The 20439-nt window shown below is 61.4% G+C and carries 19 protein-coding genes and 1 pseudogene; 12 read left to right on the top strand and 8 right to left on the bottom strand.

Annotation, left to right across the window (positions count from 1 at the left end):
* Window positions 1-53: 53 nt before the first annotated feature.
* Complete coding sequence (locus tag IEX53_RS07190; RefSeq protein WP_188822869.1) at window positions 54-734, top strand: DUF2161 domain-containing phosphodiesterase; 681 nt, start codon at window positions 54-56, stop codon at window positions 732-734.
* 79 nt (window positions 735-813) lie between these two features.
* Here the strand turns inward: IEX53_RS07190 and IEX53_RS07185 are convergent, their stop codons facing one another.
* The 4 genes and pseudogenes from IEX53_RS07185 to IEX53_RS07170 all read right to left on the bottom strand — a co-directional run bounded on the left by IEX53_RS07185 (window position 814) and on the right by IEX53_RS07170 (window position 3369).
* Complete coding sequence (locus IEX53_RS07185; RefSeq protein WP_188822867.1) at window positions 814-1614, bottom strand: autotransporter outer membrane beta-barrel domain-containing protein; 801 nt, start codon at window positions 1612-1614, stop codon at window positions 814-816.
* Between the two features lie 78 nt (window positions 1615-1692).
* Window positions 1693-1752 (bottom strand): annotated as a pseudogene (locus IEX53_RS24360) (hypothetical protein); the annotation flags it as partial.
* A 170-nt stretch (window positions 1753-1922) separates the two neighbouring features.
* A complete protein-coding gene (locus IEX53_RS24355; RefSeq protein ID WP_188822865.1) occupies window positions 1923-2204 on the bottom strand; it encodes a hypothetical protein in 282 nt (93 codons plus the stop codon).
* 265 nt (window positions 2205-2469) lie between these two features.
* Window positions 2470-3369, bottom strand: a complete 900-nt coding sequence (locus IEX53_RS07170; protein ID WP_188822864.1) for a LysR family transcriptional regulator — start codon at window positions 3367-3369, stop codon at window positions 2470-2472.
* Between the two features lie 125 nt (window positions 3370-3494).
* On the opposite strand from IEX53_RS07170, the gene IEX53_RS07165 reads away from it, so the two are divergent.
* The 10 genes from IEX53_RS07165 (at window position 3495) to IEX53_RS07120 (ending at window position 14838) form a co-directional block, all read left to right on the top strand.
* Window positions 3495-4427 carry a VOC family protein gene (locus IEX53_RS07165; RefSeq protein WP_188822862.1) on the top strand — a complete coding sequence of 311 codons (933 nt, stop codon included), beginning with the start codon at window positions 3495-3497 and terminating at the stop codon, window positions 4425-4427.
* 115 nt (window positions 4428-4542) lie between these two features.
* The gene (locus tag IEX53_RS07160) at window positions 4543-5145 is read left to right on the top strand and encodes an alpha/beta hydrolase (RefSeq protein WP_188822861.1); all 603 of its coding nucleotides are present in this window, start codon (window positions 4543-4545) and stop codon (window positions 5143-5145) included.
* A gap of 72 nt (window positions 5146-5217) precedes the next feature.
* On the top strand, window positions 5218-5919 hold the full coding sequence (locus IEX53_RS07155) for a pirin family protein (RefSeq protein WP_188822859.1): 702 nt from the start codon (window positions 5218-5220) through the stop codon (window positions 5917-5919).
* Window positions 5920-5989: 70 nt separating this feature from the next.
* Window positions 5990-6994 (top strand): LacI family DNA-binding transcriptional regulator, encoded by a 1005-nt coding sequence (locus tag IEX53_RS07150; protein WP_188822857.1) that lies wholly within the window; start codon window positions 5990-5992, stop codon window positions 6992-6994.
* A 43-nt stretch (window positions 6995-7037) separates the two neighbouring features.
* Window positions 7038-8273 (top strand): ABC transporter substrate-binding protein, encoded by a 1236-nt coding sequence (locus IEX53_RS07145; RefSeq protein ID WP_188822855.1) that lies wholly within the window; start codon window positions 7038-7040, stop codon window positions 8271-8273.
* Between the two features lie 216 nt (window positions 8274-8489).
* Entirely contained in the window at window positions 8490-9386 is an 897-nt protein-coding gene (locus tag IEX53_RS07140; RefSeq protein ID WP_236016070.1) for a carbohydrate ABC transporter permease, read from the top strand.
* On the top strand, window positions 9383-10246 hold the full coding sequence (locus IEX53_RS07135; protein WP_188822851.1) for a carbohydrate ABC transporter permease: 864 nt from the start codon (window positions 9383-9385) through the stop codon (window positions 10244-10246). The genes IEX53_RS07140 and IEX53_RS07135 overlap by 4 nt, the downstream gene beginning before the upstream one ends.
* 24 nt (window positions 10247-10270) lie before the next feature.
* Window positions 10271-12199 (top strand): glycoside hydrolase family 127 protein, encoded by a 1929-nt coding sequence (locus IEX53_RS07130; protein WP_188822849.1) that lies wholly within the window; start codon window positions 10271-10273, stop codon window positions 12197-12199.
* Window positions 12192-13271: an ABC transporter ATP-binding protein gene (locus IEX53_RS07125; protein ID WP_188822847.1), complete on the top strand. Its 1080-nt coding sequence runs from the start codon at window positions 12192-12194 to the stop codon at window positions 13269-13271. The genes IEX53_RS07130 and IEX53_RS07125 overlap by 8 nt, the downstream gene beginning before the upstream one ends.
* Window positions 13272-13347: 76 nt before the next feature.
* The gene (locus tag IEX53_RS07120; protein WP_188822845.1) at window positions 13348-14838 is read left to right on the top strand and encodes a multicopper oxidase family protein; all 1491 of its coding nucleotides are present in this window, start codon (window positions 13348-13350) and stop codon (window positions 14836-14838) included.
* Between the two features lie 5 nt (window positions 14839-14843).
* Here the strand turns inward: IEX53_RS07120 and IEX53_RS07115 are convergent, their stop codons facing one another.
* Window positions 14844-16565 (bottom strand): thiamine pyrophosphate-dependent enzyme, encoded by a 1722-nt coding sequence (locus IEX53_RS07115; protein ID WP_236016069.1) that lies wholly within the window; start codon window positions 16563-16565, stop codon window positions 14844-14846.
* Between the two features lie 547 nt (window positions 16566-17112).
* On the opposite strand from IEX53_RS07115, the gene IEX53_RS07110 reads away from it, so the two are divergent.
* Window positions 17113-17385 (top strand): hypothetical protein, encoded by a 273-nt coding sequence (locus IEX53_RS07110; protein ID WP_188822843.1) that lies wholly within the window; start codon window positions 17113-17115, stop codon window positions 17383-17385.
* A gap of 7 nt (window positions 17386-17392) precedes the next feature.
* Here IEX53_RS07110 and IEX53_RS07105 read toward each other — a convergent pair whose 3' ends face one another.
* Genes IEX53_RS07105 through IEX53_RS07095 form a run of 3 tightly spaced genes read right to left on the bottom strand, consistent with a single transcriptional unit; the run spans window position 17393 to window position 20330 of the window.
* Window positions 17393-18148, bottom strand: coding sequence for an ABC transporter ATP-binding protein (locus IEX53_RS07105; RefSeq protein WP_188822841.1), 756 nt, complete (start codon window positions 18146-18148; stop codon window positions 17393-17395).
* Window positions 18142-19209: a FecCD family ABC transporter permease gene (locus IEX53_RS07100; protein ID WP_188822839.1), complete on the bottom strand. Its 1068-nt coding sequence runs from the start codon at window positions 19207-19209 to the stop codon at window positions 18142-18144. Before IEX53_RS07100 ends, IEX53_RS07105 begins: the two co-directional genes overlap by 7 nt.
* Window positions 19209-20330 (bottom strand): ABC transporter substrate-binding protein, encoded by a 1122-nt coding sequence (locus IEX53_RS07095; protein ID WP_236016083.1) that lies wholly within the window; start codon window positions 20328-20330, stop codon window positions 19209-19211. Before IEX53_RS07095 ends, IEX53_RS07100 begins: the two co-directional genes overlap by 1 nt.
* Window positions 20331-20439 lie beyond the last annotated feature (109 nt).

Here is a 20439-nt window from a genome sequence, read left to right as displayed (position 1 = left end):
AGGCGGCGGATTGATGTAATTTACGGAACGATTCGTCGCTAACCTGCAGGCATATGGAAACGTCGCTTTATCTGCCCGTCAAAGGCTTTCTCGAAAAGGCAGGTTACGTTGTCAAGGGCGAAGTCGGCGGTTGCGACCTCGTAGGCTTGAGTGATGGCGATCCTCCCGTGGTCGTCATCTGCGAGTTGAAAATGAGCTTCAATCTGGAACTCATACTGCAGGCCGTCGACCGAGCGGTTGCCGCGGACGAGGTCTGGATCGCGGCACGTGTATCCGCCAAGGGCAAAGGCCGAGAGTCCGACAAACGCTATCGTCACCTTTGCCGCAGGCTGGGGATCGGCATGCTCGGCATTTCGGATTCCGGTGACGTCGATATTATCGTGGGCTCCGTATCGCCGATGCCCCGGACTGACCCGAAACGGCGCTCAAAACTTATGCGTGAGCACCAGAAACGGCGCGGCGACCCGGCAATAGGTGGCAGCACACGCACGCCTGTCATGACCGCCTACCGGCAGCAGGCGCTCGGCTGTGCGGCTGCGCTGGCATCCGGGCCGTTGCGTGTGCGTGAAATCAGATCCAGCGTGCCGGATGCCGGGAAGATTCTGCTTTCTAACGTCTATGGCTGGTTCGAACGGGTTGAGAGAGGTGTGTACGGCTTGACCGCCGCAGGGCGGGACGCACTGCAACGATGGCCGCAGGACGAGAGGGAGGCCACAGAAGCGGCCCCTGCCTGACTCCGGTTCTCTGCGCTCGAAGCCACCGGGCTGAAACGCCCGGGCCGTACAGCGTCTTCGGACGCTCAGAAAATACCATTCAAACTCTTCGGAACCAGATCACCACTTCACTTTCAACCCGATATTTCCATTCAGCCTGTAGCTGTCGGTGAAGTGTTGGATCACGCTGCCCATGCGCGCCCTCGATGCGGCCCCAGACATAGGAGTCGGTGCTGATCTCGCCGCCGGAAGCCGCCGCGCCTTGCCCCTCGCCTCCGCTTGCCTGCCCCGCGCCGCTGCGGTAGCGGCTGCCGACGCGCTGGCGCAGGGTGCCGACATCGTTCAGCTCCTGCAGGACCTGTGCGTAGGCCTCGTAAACGGGTACGCCTGGTTGGTAGAGCGGCGGCGGTGGCGGATTGCAGCCGGATCCTACGCAGGACGGAGTCTTCAGTTCCGAGCGCAGGTACCAGTCGCCGTCAGCCGAGGCGTCGACGCTGCCGGTGCTTCCCTTGGGCCCTTTGATGAGCCGGTAGGCGTAGGCGCCCGCCACCACTGCCGGGTCGCCCTGGGTGGTGGTGAAATCGCCCTTCAGCGTAAACACGCCGTTGGAAGCGCCATCGACCTCGACAACCTTGATGCCGTTCGCGGTGGTCTGTGCCCCCGTGCCGCCGGCATTCTTCACCTGCAGGAAGCCCGTGCCCGCAGTGTCCCCCTTCACGTGGAGGAGGTCTGTCGGTGAATCATCCTTGCCGAGCACGGTGTTGAGATGGATGGTGCCGTCCTGCGCGGTGTAATTGCCGGTCACGGTGAGCGTTGTTCCGGCGGTGCTGGTGGCATTGTCACCGATCCATACGTCGCCGGCATTGACGAGGCTTGCCAGAGTCTGGATATGTCCGCGCATGTCCAGCGCGGCGCCCTTCACGACCGTATAGTCCGAGTTCGGGCTGAACGCACCCGCCTTCGCCGCCGCGAGCCTGCCTGCCTTGACATTGGTGGCGCCGGTGTAGGCGTTGGCGCCGTCGAGTATGGTGGTGCCGGTGCCGACCTGCTCGACCGTTGCCGTCGATCACATTGGCAATGATCAGAGCGTTCGAATTGTTAAACGCCAGGGCGCTGTTGTTGTGGACTGCGCCGGTTCCGAGCGTCCCGCCGGGGTCGAGCTGCAACGTGCCTGAGATGATTGTGATCGCGCCGCTGTAGGCGCTATTGTCATTGGACAGGATCAGCTTGCCGGGCCCGGTCTTTTGCAGCCCACCCGTGCCGGAAATCTATCCGGTCACCGTGAGGTCGGCCGACTGGGCGGGAACGCCGGTCTCGAAAGTGCCGCCGCCCGCGCCGATGTCCGGTGGTGAAGCTCTGGGTGTTCCGGAGCTTGCCGCCATTGAGGATAAGCCCGCCAGTCGAAGCGCCGAGATTGTCGTCCTCGTGGACGGACACGGTGCCCACCTTGATCAGCGTGCCGCCACGATAGCTGTTCTTTCCCTTCAGCACCAGCGTACCGCCATCACCCTACACCAATTGAATGGTGAAGTTTTGGCCGGTGGTGGGATTGAGCGCCTCGACCAGAGGCGCGTCGATGACAGCGGTCTTCGTAGCGTCATCGGACGAGTGGTTGCCGACGCGAATCAGGACCTGGTCAATCCCGGGAAGCGTGGTCGGGCTGCTGTGTGCTGAACACCTTGCACGGCATACCCGCCGAATGGCCCCTCGCCTATTGCCTTACCAATGATGGCCGATACTAGAATGCGCAGTTCAGCTAAACCGGCCGGATCGTCGTGACGTAGGTCTCGAAAAAATCCGAGAATTTGGCGACCCGCATCGGCAGCTTCTCGTAAGGCGGATAGTACAGCGTCAGCCAGAGTTCAGGCGGCTGCCAGTCGGGGAGGATCTGCACGAGGTGGCCGGTGCCAAGGGCCTCCTCGACGATGAATAAGGGCAGCAGCGCCACGCCTTCGCCGTTTTCCGCAAGCCGCGCGATCAGGTCGCCATTGTTGGCAGCCAGCACCTTCCCGGCCCTCACCTTTCGCGTTCGTCCGGTATGGGTGAGTTCCCAGCCCTCGGCCAGCGCCTCCTCGTCATAGGCGATGCAGACAGCCTCATCGAGATCGTCGGGCGTTTCCGGCGCGTCATTGGCCGCGAGATAGCCGGGCGAGGCAACCAATATGCGGCGCACCCGGCAGATCTTGCGCCAGATGGTGGATTTGTCGCGCGGCGGCTCCGAAATCCGCACGGCGAGGTCGAAACTGTCGTTCACGATATCGATGAAGCGGTCGGTCAGCGTCGCCGACACCGCAATGCCGGGATGCTCCGCACGAAAGCCGGATATGATGTCGGGCAAAATCCGCTGGCCGAGCGACAGGGGCGCGTTGAGCCGGATTAGCCCCGCCGCTTCGCCCTCTTCCGCCCTCACCTTCTCTGCCGCCGCGTCGAACGCCTCCAGCAGCGGCCCGACCCGCGCGGCATAGACTGCGCCCGCCGAGGTGAGCGACACCTGCCGGGTGGTGCGCAAGAGCAATTGCACGCCGAGCCGCTGCTCCAGCGCGCTGACGGCACGGGTCACGGTCGGGGCGGTCATGGACAATTGCCGCGCGGCGGCGACGAAGCTCCCCTGCCGGGCAACCGCCAGGAACACCCGGATGTCGTTCAAATCGTTCATCACGCATTATTGCAATATTTGCAATTATATCGTCAATATTATTTCTATTCTCTTGGTGGCCGCGTTCCCCCATCTTCCACCCAGAACGAAGGCGCCAGGGCGCCGGAGAGGAAGGAAAACCCGCCATGCTTACCCAGATCAAAGGCCTGCACCACGTCACCTCGCTCGCCGCGGACGCCCAGGAGAACAGCGACTTCTTCACCAAGACGCTGGGCCTGCGCCGCGTCAAGAAGACGGTCAATTTCGACGCACCTGAAGTCTATCACCTCTATTATGGCGACAGGGTGGGAACGCCCGGCTCGGTCATGACCTACTTCCCTTTCCCGCATATCGCAGCGGGCCGCCCCGGCGTCGGCGAAGTGGGCGAAACCTATTTCGCCGTCCCGAAAGGCTCGCTCGGCTACTGGAAGAGCCGGCTCGAGGCGCTCTACGTGAAGGGTCTTCTGAAGACGGAAGTGTTCGGCGAAAAGCGGCTGCACTTTTACGGGCCTGATAATGACCGTTTCGCGCTGATCGAGGTGGAGAGTGATAACCGCGAGGGCTGGCTCACCGATGAAATCGGCGCTGCCGAGGCGATCAAGGGCTTCCATGGCGCGAGCATACGCCTGCGGGATGACGGCGCGGCGCGGGAGTTGCTCGGCTTCATGGGCTACCAGGCGGTGGATAGCAAGGGCAACTGGTCGCGCTTCGCCATATCGGGCGGCAATGGCGCTGACTTCATCGACATCGAGACGTTGCCAAACGCGGATTTTGCCCGGCAGGGCGCGGGCTCCGTCCACCACATCGCCTTTGCAGTAGAAGACCGCGCGGCGCAGCTCGAAGTCAGAAAGGCGCTGCTCGATACCGGCTATCAGGTGACGCCCGTCATCGACCGCGATTATTTCTGGGCGATCTATTTCCGCACACCCGGAGGCGTCTTGTTCGAAATCGCCACCAACGAGCCCGGATTCGACCACGACGAGGACACCGCCCATCTGGGCGAGGCCTTGAAGCTACCCACGCGCTACGAGCCGCTGCGGGCGAAGATCGAAGACCTGCTGGAGCCGATCAAGGACTAAAAAGCATGATCGCGAAAAGTTGCAGACTTTTCGGAGAGGTTATGCGGGGACATAAACGTTGTTGATGAAACCACAAGCGGGTGGGGTCTCGAGCCCTGCCTGCTGGAGACAAGCCATGACGAATTCCTACGAAGCTTACAGGAAAGAGCCCGCCGCCGGGGCGCCGCTGGTCTTCACCTTCCACGGCACGGGCGGCAATGAGTTCCAGTTCACCAGGCTGGTGGCCGATATGCTGCCCGATGCGGGCATCGTTTCGCCAAGGGGCGATGTGTCGGAATTCGGCGCGCTGCGCTTCTTCCGCCGAAAGGGCGAAGGCGTCTATGACATGGAGGACCTTGCGCTGCGTACGGAAAAGATGGCGGGTTTCATCACCGCGCATGTGGCCCAGCATCCCGACCGGCCGGTCTATGGCCTCGGCTATTCGAACGGCGCCAACATTCTGGCCGCTGTTCTGTTTAGATATCCCGAGCTCTTCGACCGGGCCGCGCTGCTGCATCCGCTGATCCCGTGGACGCCCCTGCCCCAGCATGGATTGGAGCACAAGCGCATCCTCATCACCGCTGGCGAGCGCGACCCGATCTGCCCTTTGCAGAAGACGGAAGCGCTGGCCCAATGGTTCCGGCAGCAGGAAGCCGAGGTCGAACTCTGCCTGCATTCCGGCGGGCATGAGATTCGCCAGAACGAGCTTTCGGATTTGCAGGCTTTTCTGACACGTTAAGCCGTCAGCACTTCACCCCTTCATCACACCATCACGCGCCCGGTCACGCCGGCTGCGCGCAGGACACTTATCATGATCCTCATCCACGAAAACACGAGCCGCGGCCGCACGAAAAATGGCTGGCTCGACGCCTATCACACCTTCTCCTTCGGCGGTTTCCAGGACCCGACGCGCATGGGCTTCGGCCCGCTTCGGGTGATCAACGAAGACTGGATCGCCCCCGGTTCCGGCTTTCCCGAGCATGGGCACGACAACATGGATATTCTCACCATGGTGCTTCAGGGAAAGATCGAGCACCGCGACACGATGGGCAATGCCTCGACCATCGAGCCGGGCGAAATGCAACTGATGTCCGCCGGGACGGGCCTTCGCCATTCCGAAAAGAACGCCTCGGAAAGTGAGACGGCTCATCTCCTGCAGATATGGCTCATTCCGGAGGTTCTGAACTGCGCGCCTGACTATCAGCACATCCGCTTGCCCGAGCCGGAAAAGGCGCGCGCATGGACGCTGATCGCCAGTGGGCAGGCGGGCGAAGCTCCCCTCACCCTGCTCTCGGGTAGCCGGATTTCGATTGCCCATCCCCGGGATGGCGACCGGATGGGCATTCCGGTCGCCCCGAATCGGCTCGCCTTCGTCCATATCGTCGAGGGGCTGGCGCGGATCGGCGACGAGACGCTGCGGACCGGCGATGGGCTCCAGATCGCCGATGCGGAGGTACCTGACATCGAATGGCTCACGGATGGCAAGGCCCTGCTCTTCGACATGCCACGCTGAGAAAACAGCTAGAGAAAACCTTTTCCCTATTGACAGTCGCCATGGGAAAAGGTTTTCTCATATCAAAATAATGGAGGCGAAACTGGAGGGACAAAAAGGGCGGATAACCATCCATGACGTTGCCGAGGCGGCGGGGGTGAGCATTTCGACGGCGTCGAAGGCGCTCAACAATACCGGGCGCATCGGCGGGGAAACGCGGGAGCGGGTGAAACGCATCGCAGCCGAGATCGGCTTCCGGCCCAATGCGCTGGCACGGGGCCTGCTCAGCAAGCGCAGCTTCACGATCGGCCTTTTGACCAACGATACCTATGGACGCTTTACCCTGCCGGTCATGGCCGGCATTTCGGAGGCGCTGGTGGATCGTGGCGTTTCCGTCTTCCTCTGTGCTATCGAGGACGATCCAGCTCTGGGGCAAATCCATGTAGATGCCATGCTCGACAAGCAGGTGGATGGCATCATCGCCACGGGCAAGCGAGTGGATCGCTCTTTGCCGGTCGACCTTTCCGGCCTGCCGGTGCCGGTGGTCTATGCCTTCGCCGAAGGGCCGCCCAACAGCGTGACGCTGCGCTCCGACGATGGGCATGGCGCAAGGCTGGCGGTGGAGTGGCTGACGAAGATCGGGCGCAAACGCATCGCCCATGTCACCGGGCCGGTGAGTTTCTTCTCGGTGCGCGAGCGCGCGGATGCTTACCGCGAGCTTGCAGGCGATGCCATGCCGGTTCTCTATGGCGCGTGGTCGGAAAGCTGGGGCCATGCGGCGGTCGATGAAATCTGGGGCCGCGGTGGCGAGAAGCCTGACGCGATCTTCTGCGGCAACGACCAGATCGCCCGCGGTGTGATCGATGCCTTGCGCGAAAGGGGCATCCGCGTGCCTGACGATGTGGCGATCGTCGGCTTCGACAATTGGGAGATCATGGCGGCGCAGACGCGCCCGCCTTTGACCTCGGTGGATATGGGGCTGAAGGCGCTCGGCCGGGAGGCGGGCTTGACGGTGCTGGCATTGGCGGAGGGCCAGAAAGTGGAACCCGGCGTGAGGAAGCTGCCATGTCATCTGGTGGTTCGGGAGTCTGCATAAAATGCATTGGGCGCGGGAGGCGCGCCATTTTGGGAGGGAAATCATGATCAAGCGTATACTTATGGCGACCGCTGCCACCTTATGTCTCGCATCTGGGGCGTCCGCCGCCGAGACGGTGGAAATGTGGGTACGCACCGGGATTGGCGATGCCTTCAAGAAGGTGGTCGAGGCCTATAATACCAGCCACGAGAACAAGGTGGCGGCGACGGAAGTGCCGTTCTCCGAGCTGGTGCAGAAGTACGCGACTGCTATTGCTGGCGGGCAGGCTCCCGACGCGCTGTCGCTCGACCTGATCTACACCCCGGCCTTCGCCGCCGCGGGCCAGCTTGAAGATTTGACTGACTGGGCGAAGCAACTCCCCTATTTCAACTCGCTTTCGCCGTCCCATGTCCGGCTCGGGACTTACGAGGACCGCATCTACGGCATGCCGCTTTCGGTGGAAACATCGGTCTTCGCCTGGAACAAAGATCTCTATAAAAAGGCCGGGCTCGATCCGGAGAAGGCTCCCGCGAGCTGGCAGGAGATCGACGCCAATGCGGAGAAGATCCGCAAGCTCGGCGACGATATCTATGGCTTCTATTTCTCGGGTGGCGGTTGCGGCGGCTGCATGATCTTCACCTTCACGCCGCTTGTCTGGGGCTCGGGCGCGGACATTCTCTCCGCCGACGGCAAGACGGCGACGCTCGATACGCCGCAGATGCGCAAGGCGGTGGAAGCCTATCGCACCATGGTCAAGAAAGACCTCGTTCCGGCAAGCGCTGCGAGTGACAATGGCGCGAATTTTCTTTCCTTCACCAATGGCAAGATCGGCCAGCAGAGCATCGGCGCCTTCGCCATCGGCACGCTGGTAACGGAATATCCTAATATCAATTTCGGCGTTACGCTCATTCCGGGCATCGATGGTGGCACGTCCTCGTTTGCGGGCGGCGATAATTTTGTCGTCACCAAAGGAACGAAGAAGCTCGCCGCGGTGAAGGAATTCCTTGAATTTGTCTATTCGCTCGACGGCCAGAAGGTGATGGCGAAATATGGCAGCCTGCCGACCCGTGGCGACATCGCCGATCAGGCGCTGGAGGGCCTAGATCCGCGCATGCAGGTGGGCCTGAAGGCGATCAGCGTCGCCAAGACACCTTACACGCTGCAATTCAACGACCTCATAAACAGCGCCAACGGCCCATGGGCCACTTTCACCAATGCCGCCATCTTCGGCGACGACATGGACGGCGCGTTCGCCAACGCTCAAAGCGAAATGCAGTCGATTATCGATAGCGGGCAGTAACGTAAACGCCGACGCCTCTCCCTCGCGCCGACGCCTTCCCTCCCCCTTGCGGGGAGGGTGGCCCGAAGGGTCGGGTGGTGGCGTTCGCGCTACATTCTTCGAAGCAAGCACAACGTTCACCACCCCCATCCGCCCGCTAACGCGGGCACCTTCCCCCCAAGGGGGAAGGAGGGCTCTTTACCCGCAAACGCTCATCTGAACGAACTGATGCAATCCATGACCGGAACCCGTCGACCCCGACCATCAAAAACCCAATGGCGCGGCCTTCTCTACATCGCCCCGGCCATGGCGCTCGTCATCGTCTTCTTCGTCGTACCTGTTATTTTCACCGCATGGATGAGTCTCCACAACTGGCCGCTGATGGGCACGCATCGCTGGATCGGGCTCAACAACTATTTCCGCATGGTCAACGATGCTCGCTTCCTGGCGGCGCTGCGCTTCACCGGCTGGTATACAATTATCGTCACCATCGCGATCTTCGCCGTCGCCTTTCCGCTCGCCATCTTCGTGGAAAAGGAGCGGCGGTTTGTCGGCGCCTACCGCACCATCATCTTCCTGCCCGTCGTCATCGGATTGGCAACGGCGTCGCTGCTCTGGGCATGGCTTGCCAATGTCGATGGCGGGTTCATCGCCCCTGCCCTGAAGGCGCTTGGGCTGGCGGACAGGAGCCCGAACCTGCTGGCGAATTTCGATACGGCCTTTCTCACCATCATCGTCATGGTCGTGTGGAAGATCGCCGGCTTCACCATGATCATCCTCCTGACCGGCCTGCAGGCCATCCCCGCTGAACTCACCGAAGCGGCGCGGATCGACGGCGCGGGCCGCTGGCAGCGCTTCCGGTATCTCACTTTGCCGCTGATGCGGCGGACCATCGCGCTGGCGCTGATCATCTCCGTCACCGGCTCGATCCTCGCCTTCGACCAGTTCTACATCATGACCGCGGGCGGGCCGCAGAACCGGATGATCTCGGTCGTCTACCATATCTTCAATCAGTCGTTCGTGTCGTTCAATCTGGGCTATGGCGCGGCCCTCTCCATCGCACTGCTCGCCATCCTGGTGCTGATCAGCATCGTGCAGTTGCGCCTTCTAAAGGTCGGGGAGGAGCGGCCATGAGCACCGCAAAGCAACGCCGCGCGGCGAAAGCCTTCCGAGGCCTCGCGGCCTATCACGGCGCGGGGATCATCATCGCGCTGTTCTTCCTCGCGCCGCTCGCCATTGTCTTCCTCGCCTCGTTCCGCCATGGCACGGAAGCACGCCAGCCGGCGCTGCCGCCCTGGCCGACCGAGGGCTTCAGCCTTGAATCCTACCGCTCGCTCGACACGTTCGGGGCGGGTATCTGGCAGCATACGATCAATTCGCTCGCTGTGTCGCTGGCGACGGTGGTGCTGACGGTCGCAGTCAGCCTGCTCGCGGGCTATGGTTTCTCTCGGTATCGCTTTCCGCTGAAGAACGCGCTCTTCGTTCTTGTTATCGCCACGCTGATGATCCCGTTCCAATCGATCCTGACACCGCTCTTCATCATTCTCGCGAAGCTCGGCCTCAGCAATTCGCTGGTCGGCCTGACACTCGTCTATGTGACGTTACAATTGCCCTTCTCGGTCTTCATGATGCGCAACGCCTTCGACGCCGTACCGAAGGAGATTGAGGAGGCAGCGCGGATAGATGGCGCGCGGGATCTGCGGCTGCTCGTGCGGGTGCTGCTGCCCCTCGTCCTGCCGGGCGTAGCGACGGTGGCGATCTTCGCATTCTTGAATGCGTGGAACGAGTTCCTCGCCGCCCTGGTGCTTCTGTCGAGCAATGAGAAATACACCCTTCCCGTCCTGATGATGGCGGTGCGCGCCGGGCGCCTCGGCGCGATCAACTGGGGCGCGGTGCAGGCAGGCGTCGCCGTCATGACCATCCCCTGCCTCGTCGTCTTCCTAGTGCTCCAACGCTATTACATGCGCGGGCTCATGGCCGGCGCGGTGAAATAATCCCGAAATGAAATGGACCAAGCCATGACCATACAAAGAAGAGACCGCCAGTTCCGCCCCCTCCCCGTCCCTCATGTCGAGGTGGCGGGCCTGTTCGGTGAGCGGCAGGACGCAATCTGCGCCTCCACCGCCGAGACGCTGCTCGACCGTTGCGTCGAGGCGGGCATGTTGCAAGCTATCGATGTGAACCAGCCCTCTCCCGGCATCGTCATCCCTATCCAGCCCTGGGGCGGCACGACTCAGATGTTTTGGGACAGCGACCTCGGCAAATCCATCGAAACCGTCGCCTATTCGCTCTATCGCCGGCCCAATCCGCAATTGGAGGCCCGTGTCGACGCCATCATCGACATGTATGAGAAGCTCCAGGACACGGACGGCTATCTGAACGCCTGGTTCCAGCGCGTGCAGCCCGACCGCCGCTGGACGAACCTCCGCGACCATCACGAGCTTTATTGCGGCGGCCATCTGATCGAGGGCGCGGTGGCCTATTATCAGGCGACCGGCAAGCGCACGCTCCTCGATATCATGTGTCGCTATGCCGATTATCTCATCACGGTTTTCGGACGTGGTGAAGGCCAGCTCCGGGGCTATTGCGGCCATGAGGAAATCGAGTTGGCGCTGGTGAAACTCGCCCGGGTGACAGAGCAGAAGAAGTATTTGGACCTCGCCAAATTCTTCATCGATGAGCGGGGGACCGAGCCGCATTTCTTCGATGAAGAGGCTCGACGCGACGGGCGCGACCCCAAGAATTTTATTCAGAAGTCCTATGAATACGGCCAGGCGCATCTGCCGGTGCGCGAGCAGAAAAAGGTCGTCGGTCACGCGGTGCGCGCCATGTATCTTTATTCCGGCATGGCTGACATCGCCACGGAATATCAGGACGACAGCTTGACCTCCGCCCTCGAAACCCTGTGGGATGACCTTACCACCAAGCAGATGTACATCACCGGCGGCATCGGTCCTGAGGCGTCGAACGAAGGCTTCACCGACTATTACGACCTGCCGAATGAGAGCGCCTATGCGGAGACATGCGCCTCGGTCGGCCTCGTCTTCTGGGCGAACCGGATGCTCGGGCGGGGGCCGAACCGGCGCTATGCCGACATCATGGAGCAGGCGCTCTATAATGGCGCGATGGCGGGCCTTTCGCTCGACGGCAAGACCTTCTTCTACGAAAACCCGCTCGAGAGCAGAGGCAAGCATCATCGCTGGGTCTGGCATCATTGCCCTTGCTGCCCGCCCAACATCGCCCGGCTGATGGCGTCCATCGGCTCCTATATGTATGCCGTAGCGGAAGATGAAATCGCCGTGCATCTCTATGGCGAGAGCAAGGCGCATTTCGAAATCAGTGGCGCGAAGATCGATCTCACGCAAAAGACACGCTACCCCTGGGACGGCGCCATCCGCTTCGAGATCGCGGCAGATCGGGCCGCCCGCTTCACCCTGTCGCTGCGCATTCCCGGCTGGGCGCATGGCGCTTCGGTCAAAGTGAATGGCGAGGCGCTCGATCTCGCATCGGTGACGGTCGACGGTTATGCGCGCATCGAACGGGAGTGGCGGGCGGGCGACCATGTGGACCTCGACATTCCTCTCATCCCCCGCGCGCTCTGGGCGAACCCGCTGGTACGGCAGGATGCCGGCCGCGCGGCGCTGATGCGCGGGCCGCTCGTCTATTGCGCTGAAGGCATCGACAATGGCGACAATCTCAACGCCATCGAACTGACGGGCGATGTTTCCGCAGCAAAAACCACCGAGATTCCGGAACTCAATGGCGCGGTGGCGCTGGACCTGCCCGTTATCAGCGACGAAGCAGACTGGGCCGACGTACTCTACCGCACCGCGCCGCCCACAAAACGCGAGACGACGGCGCGCTTCATCCCCTACCCATTCTGGGACAATCGCGCTCCGGGCGAAATGCTGGTCTGGATGCGCGCGGGGAATTTGCGCCATGGATAGAGCCGTGCGCACAGGCGTTATGCTCAGGGATATCCGCAAGAGCTTCGGCAATGTGGATGTCATCCACGACGTCAATCTCACTATCGATGAAGGCTCGTTCGTGGTCTTCGTCGGCCCTTCCGGCTGCGGCAAGTCCACGCTTTTGCGCATGATCGCCGGGCTGGAGGAGGTGACGGACGGCGAAATCTCCATCAACGGACTAGATGTCACCGACCTCGACCCGTCGGCGCGCGGCATCGCCATGGTGTTCCAGTCCTATGCGCTCTATCCGCATATGAGCGTCCGGGACAATCTCGCCTTCGGCCTGAAAATGGCCCGCACGAAGCCGGAGGAGATCGAGGCGCGGGTCCAATCCGCCGCCACGATCCTCAAGATCGACCATCTGCTCGACCGCCGCCCCGGCCAGCTTTCGGGCGGCCAGCGGCAGCGCGTCGCCATCGGCCGGGCCATCGTGCGCAAGCCCGATGTGTTCCTGTTCGACGAGCCGCTCTCCAATCTCGACGCTGAATTGCGCGTCTCCATGCGCGTCGAGATCGCCCGGCTGCACCGCGAGCTTAGCAACACGATGATCTATGTCACCCACGATCAGACGGAGGCGATGACGCTCGCCGACAAGATCGTGGTGCTGCGCAATGGCCGGATCGAGCAGGAAGGCAGCCCGCGCGAGGTTTATGAAGACCCGGCCAACACCTTCGTCGCAGGCTTCATCGGCTCGCCGCGCATGAACCTGCTTGACGCCGTGTGGAGCGGCGACGGCCATGTTGAACTCGCAGGGCAGAATATTCGCTCTCCCCTCGCCCGGCCGCCAGTGCCCGGAACGAAAATCACCTTCGGCATCCGACCGGAAAATCTGACGCTTGCCGAGCCGTCCGAAACGGCAATTCCGGCCAGAGTGGATTTCGCCGAATATCTGGGCGGCACGCAATATCTCTACTGCCAGCTTGCCAAAGGCCAGCCGCTGGTGGCGGAATATCGAGGGACTGCGCCGGTGCCGGCGGGCGCGCAGATCCACCTCGCCTGCCGCGTGGAGCATCACCGTCTCTTCGACGCCGCCGGGGCGCGGTTGCGGTAGAGCAAGACTTGACCTTCCCATCGTTGTAACCCGTAGGCTCCAGCCGAATCCGGGATTGCTTCAGGGGAGAACGATCATGCACCGACGCGCATTTCTGAGTGGAGTGGCAACCTTCGTGCTGGCAGGCCCCGCCGCCGCGCAGATGCGCCATATGCCCGGCATGAGTGCGGATGAGCATGGCGGACACCAGATGGCCCCTCAAGGCAAAGCGCCCGTGCTGCCCGAAGGCGAGCCAGTGCGCGAATTGCCCCGCCTCGCGAATGAAACCGCGACCCCCGGCCTCTTCAAGGCGCGGCTTACGGCCGGCCCAGCCACGGCGCGATTTGCCAAGGGCATCGACACGCCGATCCTCGCCTATAACGGCATGAGTCCCGGCCCGCTCATCGAAGTGACCGAGGGAGACCGCGTGGAGATCGCGTTCCGGAACGATGTTCCGAATGAAGAAAGCACGATTCATTGGCACGGCATGCCGGTCCCTGCGGACCAGGACGGCAACCCGATGGACGCGGTGGCACCGGGCGCCGAGCGCACCTATGCGTTTCAATTGCCGGAAGGCAGCGCCGCATCCTATTGGTATCACCCGCACCCGCATGGCAAGACGGCAGAGCAAGTCTATCGCGGCCTTGCGGGTGTGGTTCTGGTCAAACCGAAGCATGATCCCATCCCCGCCGCATATGGCGATACGGTTCTCATGTTCACCGATTTGCGCCTTGCCGCCGATGGCACCATGCCGCCAAGCACGATGACCGACATGATGAACGGGCGCGTCGGCGACCATGTGCTTACAAATGGCCAGAAGAATCCCGTCCTCACGGTACGTCCCGGCGAGAAGCGCCGCCTGCGCCTCTATAACGCCACCAATGCGCGCTTCCTGCGGCTCGCCTTCGAGAACGCCGGCATGACGATCATCGGCACCGATGGCGGGCTGCTCGAAGCACCGGTAGAGGCGGAGGAAATTCTGCTTACTCCCGCCGAGCGCGTCGATCTCGTCGTCGTCTTCGACAAGCCGGGACAGGCGCTCCTCAAGACGCTCGATTATGACCGCGGCTGGATGGGATCCGGTAGGCCGGATGATGCGGGCATGAGTTTGCTCACGGTCGATGTTTCCGGCGATCCCATTGCGGATATTCCGCCGCTTCCCGAGAAGCTGCGCACCATCACCCCGCTCGGCAACCCCGCCGTTACGCGGCGCTTCGTCTTGACCGAAGCCATGGGCGCGAATCACAGCGCGATGCAGTTCCTCATCAACGGCGTGGCCTTTGACATGAACCGCATCGACATCCTCTCGAAACTCGGCGCGACCGAGCTTTGGGAAATCGTCAATGAGGCCGACATGGATCACCCCTTCCACGTGCATGGCACGCAGTTCCAGGTAACGGAGCACGAGCGGGGCGGCAAGGTGTCGAAGCCGGCCTATCTCGCATGGAAGGATACGGTGAATGTCGCGCGCGGCGAAACGGTGCGGCTGTTCATCCGGCAGGATCTGCCCGGCCCACGCATGTATCATTGCCACATCCTGGAGCACGAACAACTCGGCATGATGGGCATCGTCGACGTGCAGGCCTAAGGCCCTCAATCGGCGAAATTGCTGCGCACCAGCTTCAGCACCTCGTCGCCACGCCCGGAGAGGATGGCCTTGGCTGAGTAGAGCGCCGTGTTCATCACCTCGCCGAATTTGACGTCCGGCGGCATCAACAGCTCATAGCGGTTGACCTTGACGTCGAGCAGCGCCGGGCCAGGCTCTGCCAGCCATTCTGCCACCGCGGTTTCCAGCTCATCGGCGTGGTCCACGCGGCGACCGTAAAAGCCGATGGCTTCGGCCACCTTGCCGAAGTCGGGGTTCGTCAGGCCTGTGAAAGCGTCTAGAAGGCCTTCGACCTTCTGCTCCAGTTCGACAAAGCCCAGCGATGAATTGTTGAAGACAACGATCTTCACGGGGATTTTCTCCTGCACCAGCGTCAGCAAATCGCCCATCAGCATCGCAAGACCGCCGTCGCCGCTGAAGGAAATCACCTGGCGTTCGGGAAAAGCCTTTTTGATCCCGATTGCCTGCGGCAGCGCGTTCGCCATCGTCCCGTGCAAGAGGCTGCCCAGGGTACGGCGGCGGCCATTAACGCTGAAATGACGCAACATCCAGACCATGGGACCGCCGCCATCCGCCGTCACGATGACATCTTCGTCGGCGAGTCGGTCGATCGTCTTGACGAGATATTGCGGGTGGATGATGCCGTGCTTGCCAGGCCGCTCCTCCTTTTCGAGCTTGCCGAGGGAACGCTTGCGATGCGCAAGGCAGCGCTTCAGAAATTCGCTTTCCTCCCGCGGCGCGAGCAGCGGCATCAACGCTTCGATGGTATCGCCGACATTGCCGGCCAGCCCAAGCTCTATGGGGTGGCGGCGGCCGAGATGCGTCGCGTCACGGTCAAGCTGGATGATCCTGGCGTGCGAAGGGTAGAACTGCGCCCACGCGAAATCCGCGCCGAGCAGAAGAAGCGTGTCGCAATCCATGAGCGCATGAAGGCCAGATTCGATGCCGAACACCCCCGTCATGCCCATATTGTAGGGATTATCAGGCTCGATGAAATCCTTGGCGCGCGAGGTGTGCGCCACTGGCGCCTTGATCCGGTCCGCCAGCGCGACGACGAGGTGCCCTGCATCCTCACACCCGGCGCCGGCATAGATTGCCACGCGCTTGCTCGCATTGATGATATCGGCGGCGGCCTGCAGTTCGCTGTCCGAAGGGCGGATGATCGGCGTCGGATGATGCGGGAGAAAGTCCAGTTGGTCCTCCACCTCCATGTTTGACATATCGCCGGAAACGACGATCACCGCGACGCCCCGCTTGTTGAGCGCGGCCTGCGCCGCCATGGCCGTGACGCGCCGTGCCTGGGCAGGCGTGTGGATATAACAGCAGAAATGGCTGCACTGCGCATAGATGGGTTTGAAATCCACCTCCTGCGGAAAGTCCATGCCGAGCTGGCTGGCCGCCACCTGCGATGCGATCAGGACGACGGGCGCACCATTGCGGTGCGATTCAAACAGGCCGTTGATGAAGTGCAAACTGCCCGGGCCGCACGAGCCGGCGCAGGCGGTGAGCCGTCCGGTCATCAGCGCTTCCGCCCCTGCCGCAAACCCGCCGACTTCCTCATGGCGCATATGCACCCATTCGATATCGCTACGCCGGATTGCATCGGTGACATAGTTGAGCGTATCGCCCACTACGCCATAGCAACGCTTGACGCCGGCCTTGCTCAACGTATCGATGATGATATCGGCGACTTTCTTCCTGGCCATCATGATTCTCCCGAGAATTGGCTGGCGGCATTTGATGTTGAATTGCGTCGCCTCGCCTGAACAGGATGTGTAACCGAAACGAAGAATGGCAATATATTTCACGTTCAATTGATGGTTTAATAATAGTACTGCTGATAATTATACTTCTTTATATGAGCGACTTATCCCGATTTTCTCCAATTATAGATGAAGCTATTACCTCTCCAGTCCAGAGGTAGCGCGCAGCGCATCGCTTCATGATTGAATAGGGCGTGATGGTTCTACTTCCGGCTCCGCGCAGTCCGTCGCCCAAAATGCTCATCCACAGCCAGAACTGTTGCTGCGCAGCCACAAGCCCGCAAGAACTGACCCCACGCACGGCTTCGCGGGACGGGCATGGGGTCAGCTACCCCGCAGCCCTGTGGGCTTTGAGGGCGCTCTAACTATACAATTTTCAACCTAAGAGGACAATCTCTGCTATGATAACACTTTGTAGTTTAGTTAAAATAAACAGTAAGCACTAGCCAAACTAAGTATTGATTTGTAGTTTCCCCGGAAATGGAGTTGTAAAATGTCAGCAACGTATAAGCAAATATGCAGTATAGTCGACCAATGGAGCGATAATCTTCCCTTTCTAGCAGATTTCCCAAAAAAGAGACGCGGCGTTGTCGACAGCACTTATTTGCAGTTTTTTATGGCATTGACGACTTTAGGCTTTACGGAAGCCGAAATCGAAACCGCAACCGGGGGATTATACCATCTGGTCGAGCGCAGGCTCGACGCGATTTACCGGTCTGGACTCGTTATTTTGAAAATGGATAAGGATGTTCTCACGCAGGATTGACCGGCATTTATATGATCGACTCGTCGATAATCACCACCGGCCGGCCCTTCGAGCAGGCTTCGATGCGGGCGTTGACACGGTAGACTTCGCGCAGCAGACGCTCCGTTATCACCTCCTCCGTCGGGCCGCTGGCGACCATTGCGCCATTAGCGATCACGATGGTCTGCTCGCAATAGCGCAGCGCGTGGTTGAGGTCGTGGAGCGCGATCAGCACCGCCATGCCGGAACGGGACGACAGCTCGCGCATGAAGCTGAGCACTTCCACCTGCCGGAACAGATCGAGCGCCGAGGTTGGCTCATCCATCAGCAGCACTTCCGGATTGCGCACCAGCGCCTGCGCGATGGAGACGAGCTGGCGCTGGCCGCCTGACAATTCGCCGAGGCTCCTGAAGGCAAGCGCCTCTATCCGAAGCGCGGCGAGGATGCGGTCGATCTCGCGCAGTTCGCTGTCATGCACCTTCAACCCCGATCCCTGCTTGGCGGCAAGGAGAACGGATTCGTAGACCGTGAGCACGGCATTCGCGCCGGTGTCCTGCGGCATGTAGCAGATGCTTTTCGGTCCCTTCGCCGTGTGCGACAGATGCACCAGCCCCGGCCCCGTTATGAGGCCGGCAATGCGCTTGAACAGCGTCGACTTGCCCGCGGCATTGGGGCCGATGACGGCGGTCATGCTGCCGCCCTTGAGAACGTCGGTCGTCACATCGGCCAGCACGGTCTCCTTGCCGTATTTTGCGCCGAGCCGCTCGAGGGCGATGCTTACCATGACCGTTTCCGATGCGTGAAGATGAGGACGAAGAAGAACGGCACGCCGACCAGCGCCGTCATGACGCCAATGGGCAGCACCGCGCCCGGGATGAGAGTCTTGCTCGCCACCGACGTGACCGACAGCAGCAACGCTCCCGTCAACACCGAGGCGGGCAGGAAGAAGCGCTGGTCCTCGCCCACCAGCATCCGCGCGATATGTGGCCCGACCAGGCCGACAAAGCCGATGGTGCCGACGAACGATACCGGGATCGCTGCCAGCAGGCTGACAAGCAACATGGTTTCCAGCCGCAGATAGCGCACATTGATGCCGAAGCTCGCGGCCTTGTCGTCGCCGAGCCGCAGCGCCGTCAGTGCCCAGGCGCGGCGGGCGAAAAATGGCACGGTGAGCGCCAATGTCACCGCCGTGACCCCGACCTTGGGCCAGGTCGCCTTGGTGAGGCTGCCCATCGTCCAGAACACCACCGCTGCAAGCGCCTGCTCCGAGGCGAGATATTCCAGCAGAGACAAGAGCGCGTTGAAGGTGAAGACCAGCGCGATGCCAAGCAGCACGATGGTTTCGACCGTCACGCCGCGCATGGTCGAGGCGAAATGGATAAACAGCGCCGCAACCATCGCCATCAGGAAGGCGTTGATCGGCACCATGTAGTCGAGCGCCACCGGGAAAACGGCAACGCCGACGACGAGCGCCAACGCCGCGCCGAAGCCCGCGGCGGCGGAAATGCCGAGCGTGAAGGGGCTGGCGAGCGGGTTGGCGAGAATCGTTTGCATCTGCGCGCCCGCGACCGAAAGCGAGGCGCCGACGGTTACCGCCATCAGGGCGATAGGCATGCGGATATCCCAGATCACCACGCGCAGTTGGTCGCTGACCGTGTCCGGCTGGAACAAGGCGGTGAGGACGTCGGCAAGCGGATAGTTCGCGGGTCCCAGCGCCATATCGACCGCAACGCTTAATGCAAGCCCGCCCACCAGCACAGCAATGAGGATTGCACGCCGGAAAACCAGCGCGCGGTAGATATCGCGGGCGGCCCGGAGCCCGCTATTGTCGGTCGCCGCAACCATCAGCGCTGCTGCCCGTCTTTCAGCGAGACGAAATAGCCGGACTTGTATTCCAGCGGCAAGAAGCGCTCATGCAATTCCTTGAATGTCGCCACTGGATCGAGATCGGCGAAGAGGTCCGGATGCAGCCATTTTGCAATCTCCTGAATGGCCACGAATTGGTAGGGATTGTTGTAGAACTGGTGCCAGATGGCGTGGACATTGCCGTCGTTGACCGCCTTGACACCCGTGAAGGCCGGGCGCTTGGTAAGCGCTTCGAGCTTCTGCCTGGCAAGCTTCTCATCCGCGCCATAGCCGACGCCGACCCACTTGCCACCGGGCACATAGCCTTCCCAATTGCCGCCGGTGATGATGATCTGGTCCGGGTTGGAGGCGATCACCTGCTCCGGATTGACGGCGCCGAACGTGCCGGGAATGATGCCCTTCGCCAAGTTTCTGCCGCCCGCGATTTCGACCATCTTGCCGAAATTCTCGTCGCCGAAGGACATGCAGCAATCGTCCGAATAGCCGCCGGCGCGTTCGATGAAGACCAGCGGCTTCGGCGGATTGGCCTTCGCCAGCACATCGGTGACCTTGGCGATGTTCTCAGCGCGGAACTTCACGAATTCCTCGGCCTTGTCTTCCTTCCCGAACAGCTTGCCGATGATGCGCACGCTCGCTTCCGTGTGTTCCATCGGCTTCTCGCGGAAATCGATGTAGATGACTGGAATACCGACCTTGGCAAGCTTGTCGACAAAGCCCGCCTCCTCGGTCGCCGTCTTGGCGTCGATGTTCATGATGATGGCGTCGGGCTTGAGCGACACCGCCTGCTCGACATCGAAGGTCCCCTCCTTCATGCCGCCGAAGGTCGGAAGCTTGGCGATGGACGGAAACTTGGCGAGATAGGCGGAATAGGTTTCCGGATCGGCCTTCGGCAGGTCGTCGCGCCAGCCGACAACGCGCTGGAACGGATTGTCGCGGTCGAGAATGGCGGTGAAATAGACCTGGCGGCCCTCGCCGAGAATGACGTTCTTGACGGGAACATTGACCTCAACATCACGCCCGGCGATATCCTTGATCGAAATCTTTTCCGCCAGCGCTGCGCCCGAAAGAACGGCGGACCATACCGTTGTCGCGAAGGCCATTTTGCCAAGAAACCGCATTATTCGTCACCCCGTGGAAAACTGCGGTTTACTATTATTTCCTTACTTTCAAGGTCAACAATTATCTTTTAGAACGCTTCCAATCGAATGC

Origin of the sequence: Paramesorhizobium endophyticum, from assembly GCF_014640615.1 — a bacterium.
Taxonomy (GTDB): domain Bacteria; phylum Pseudomonadota; class Alphaproteobacteria; order Rhizobiales; family Rhizobiaceae; genus Paramesorhizobium; species Paramesorhizobium endophyticum.
The sequence above is the reverse complement of the archived record's forward strand: the minus strand, read 5'-3'. Positions and strand labels throughout refer to the sequence as shown.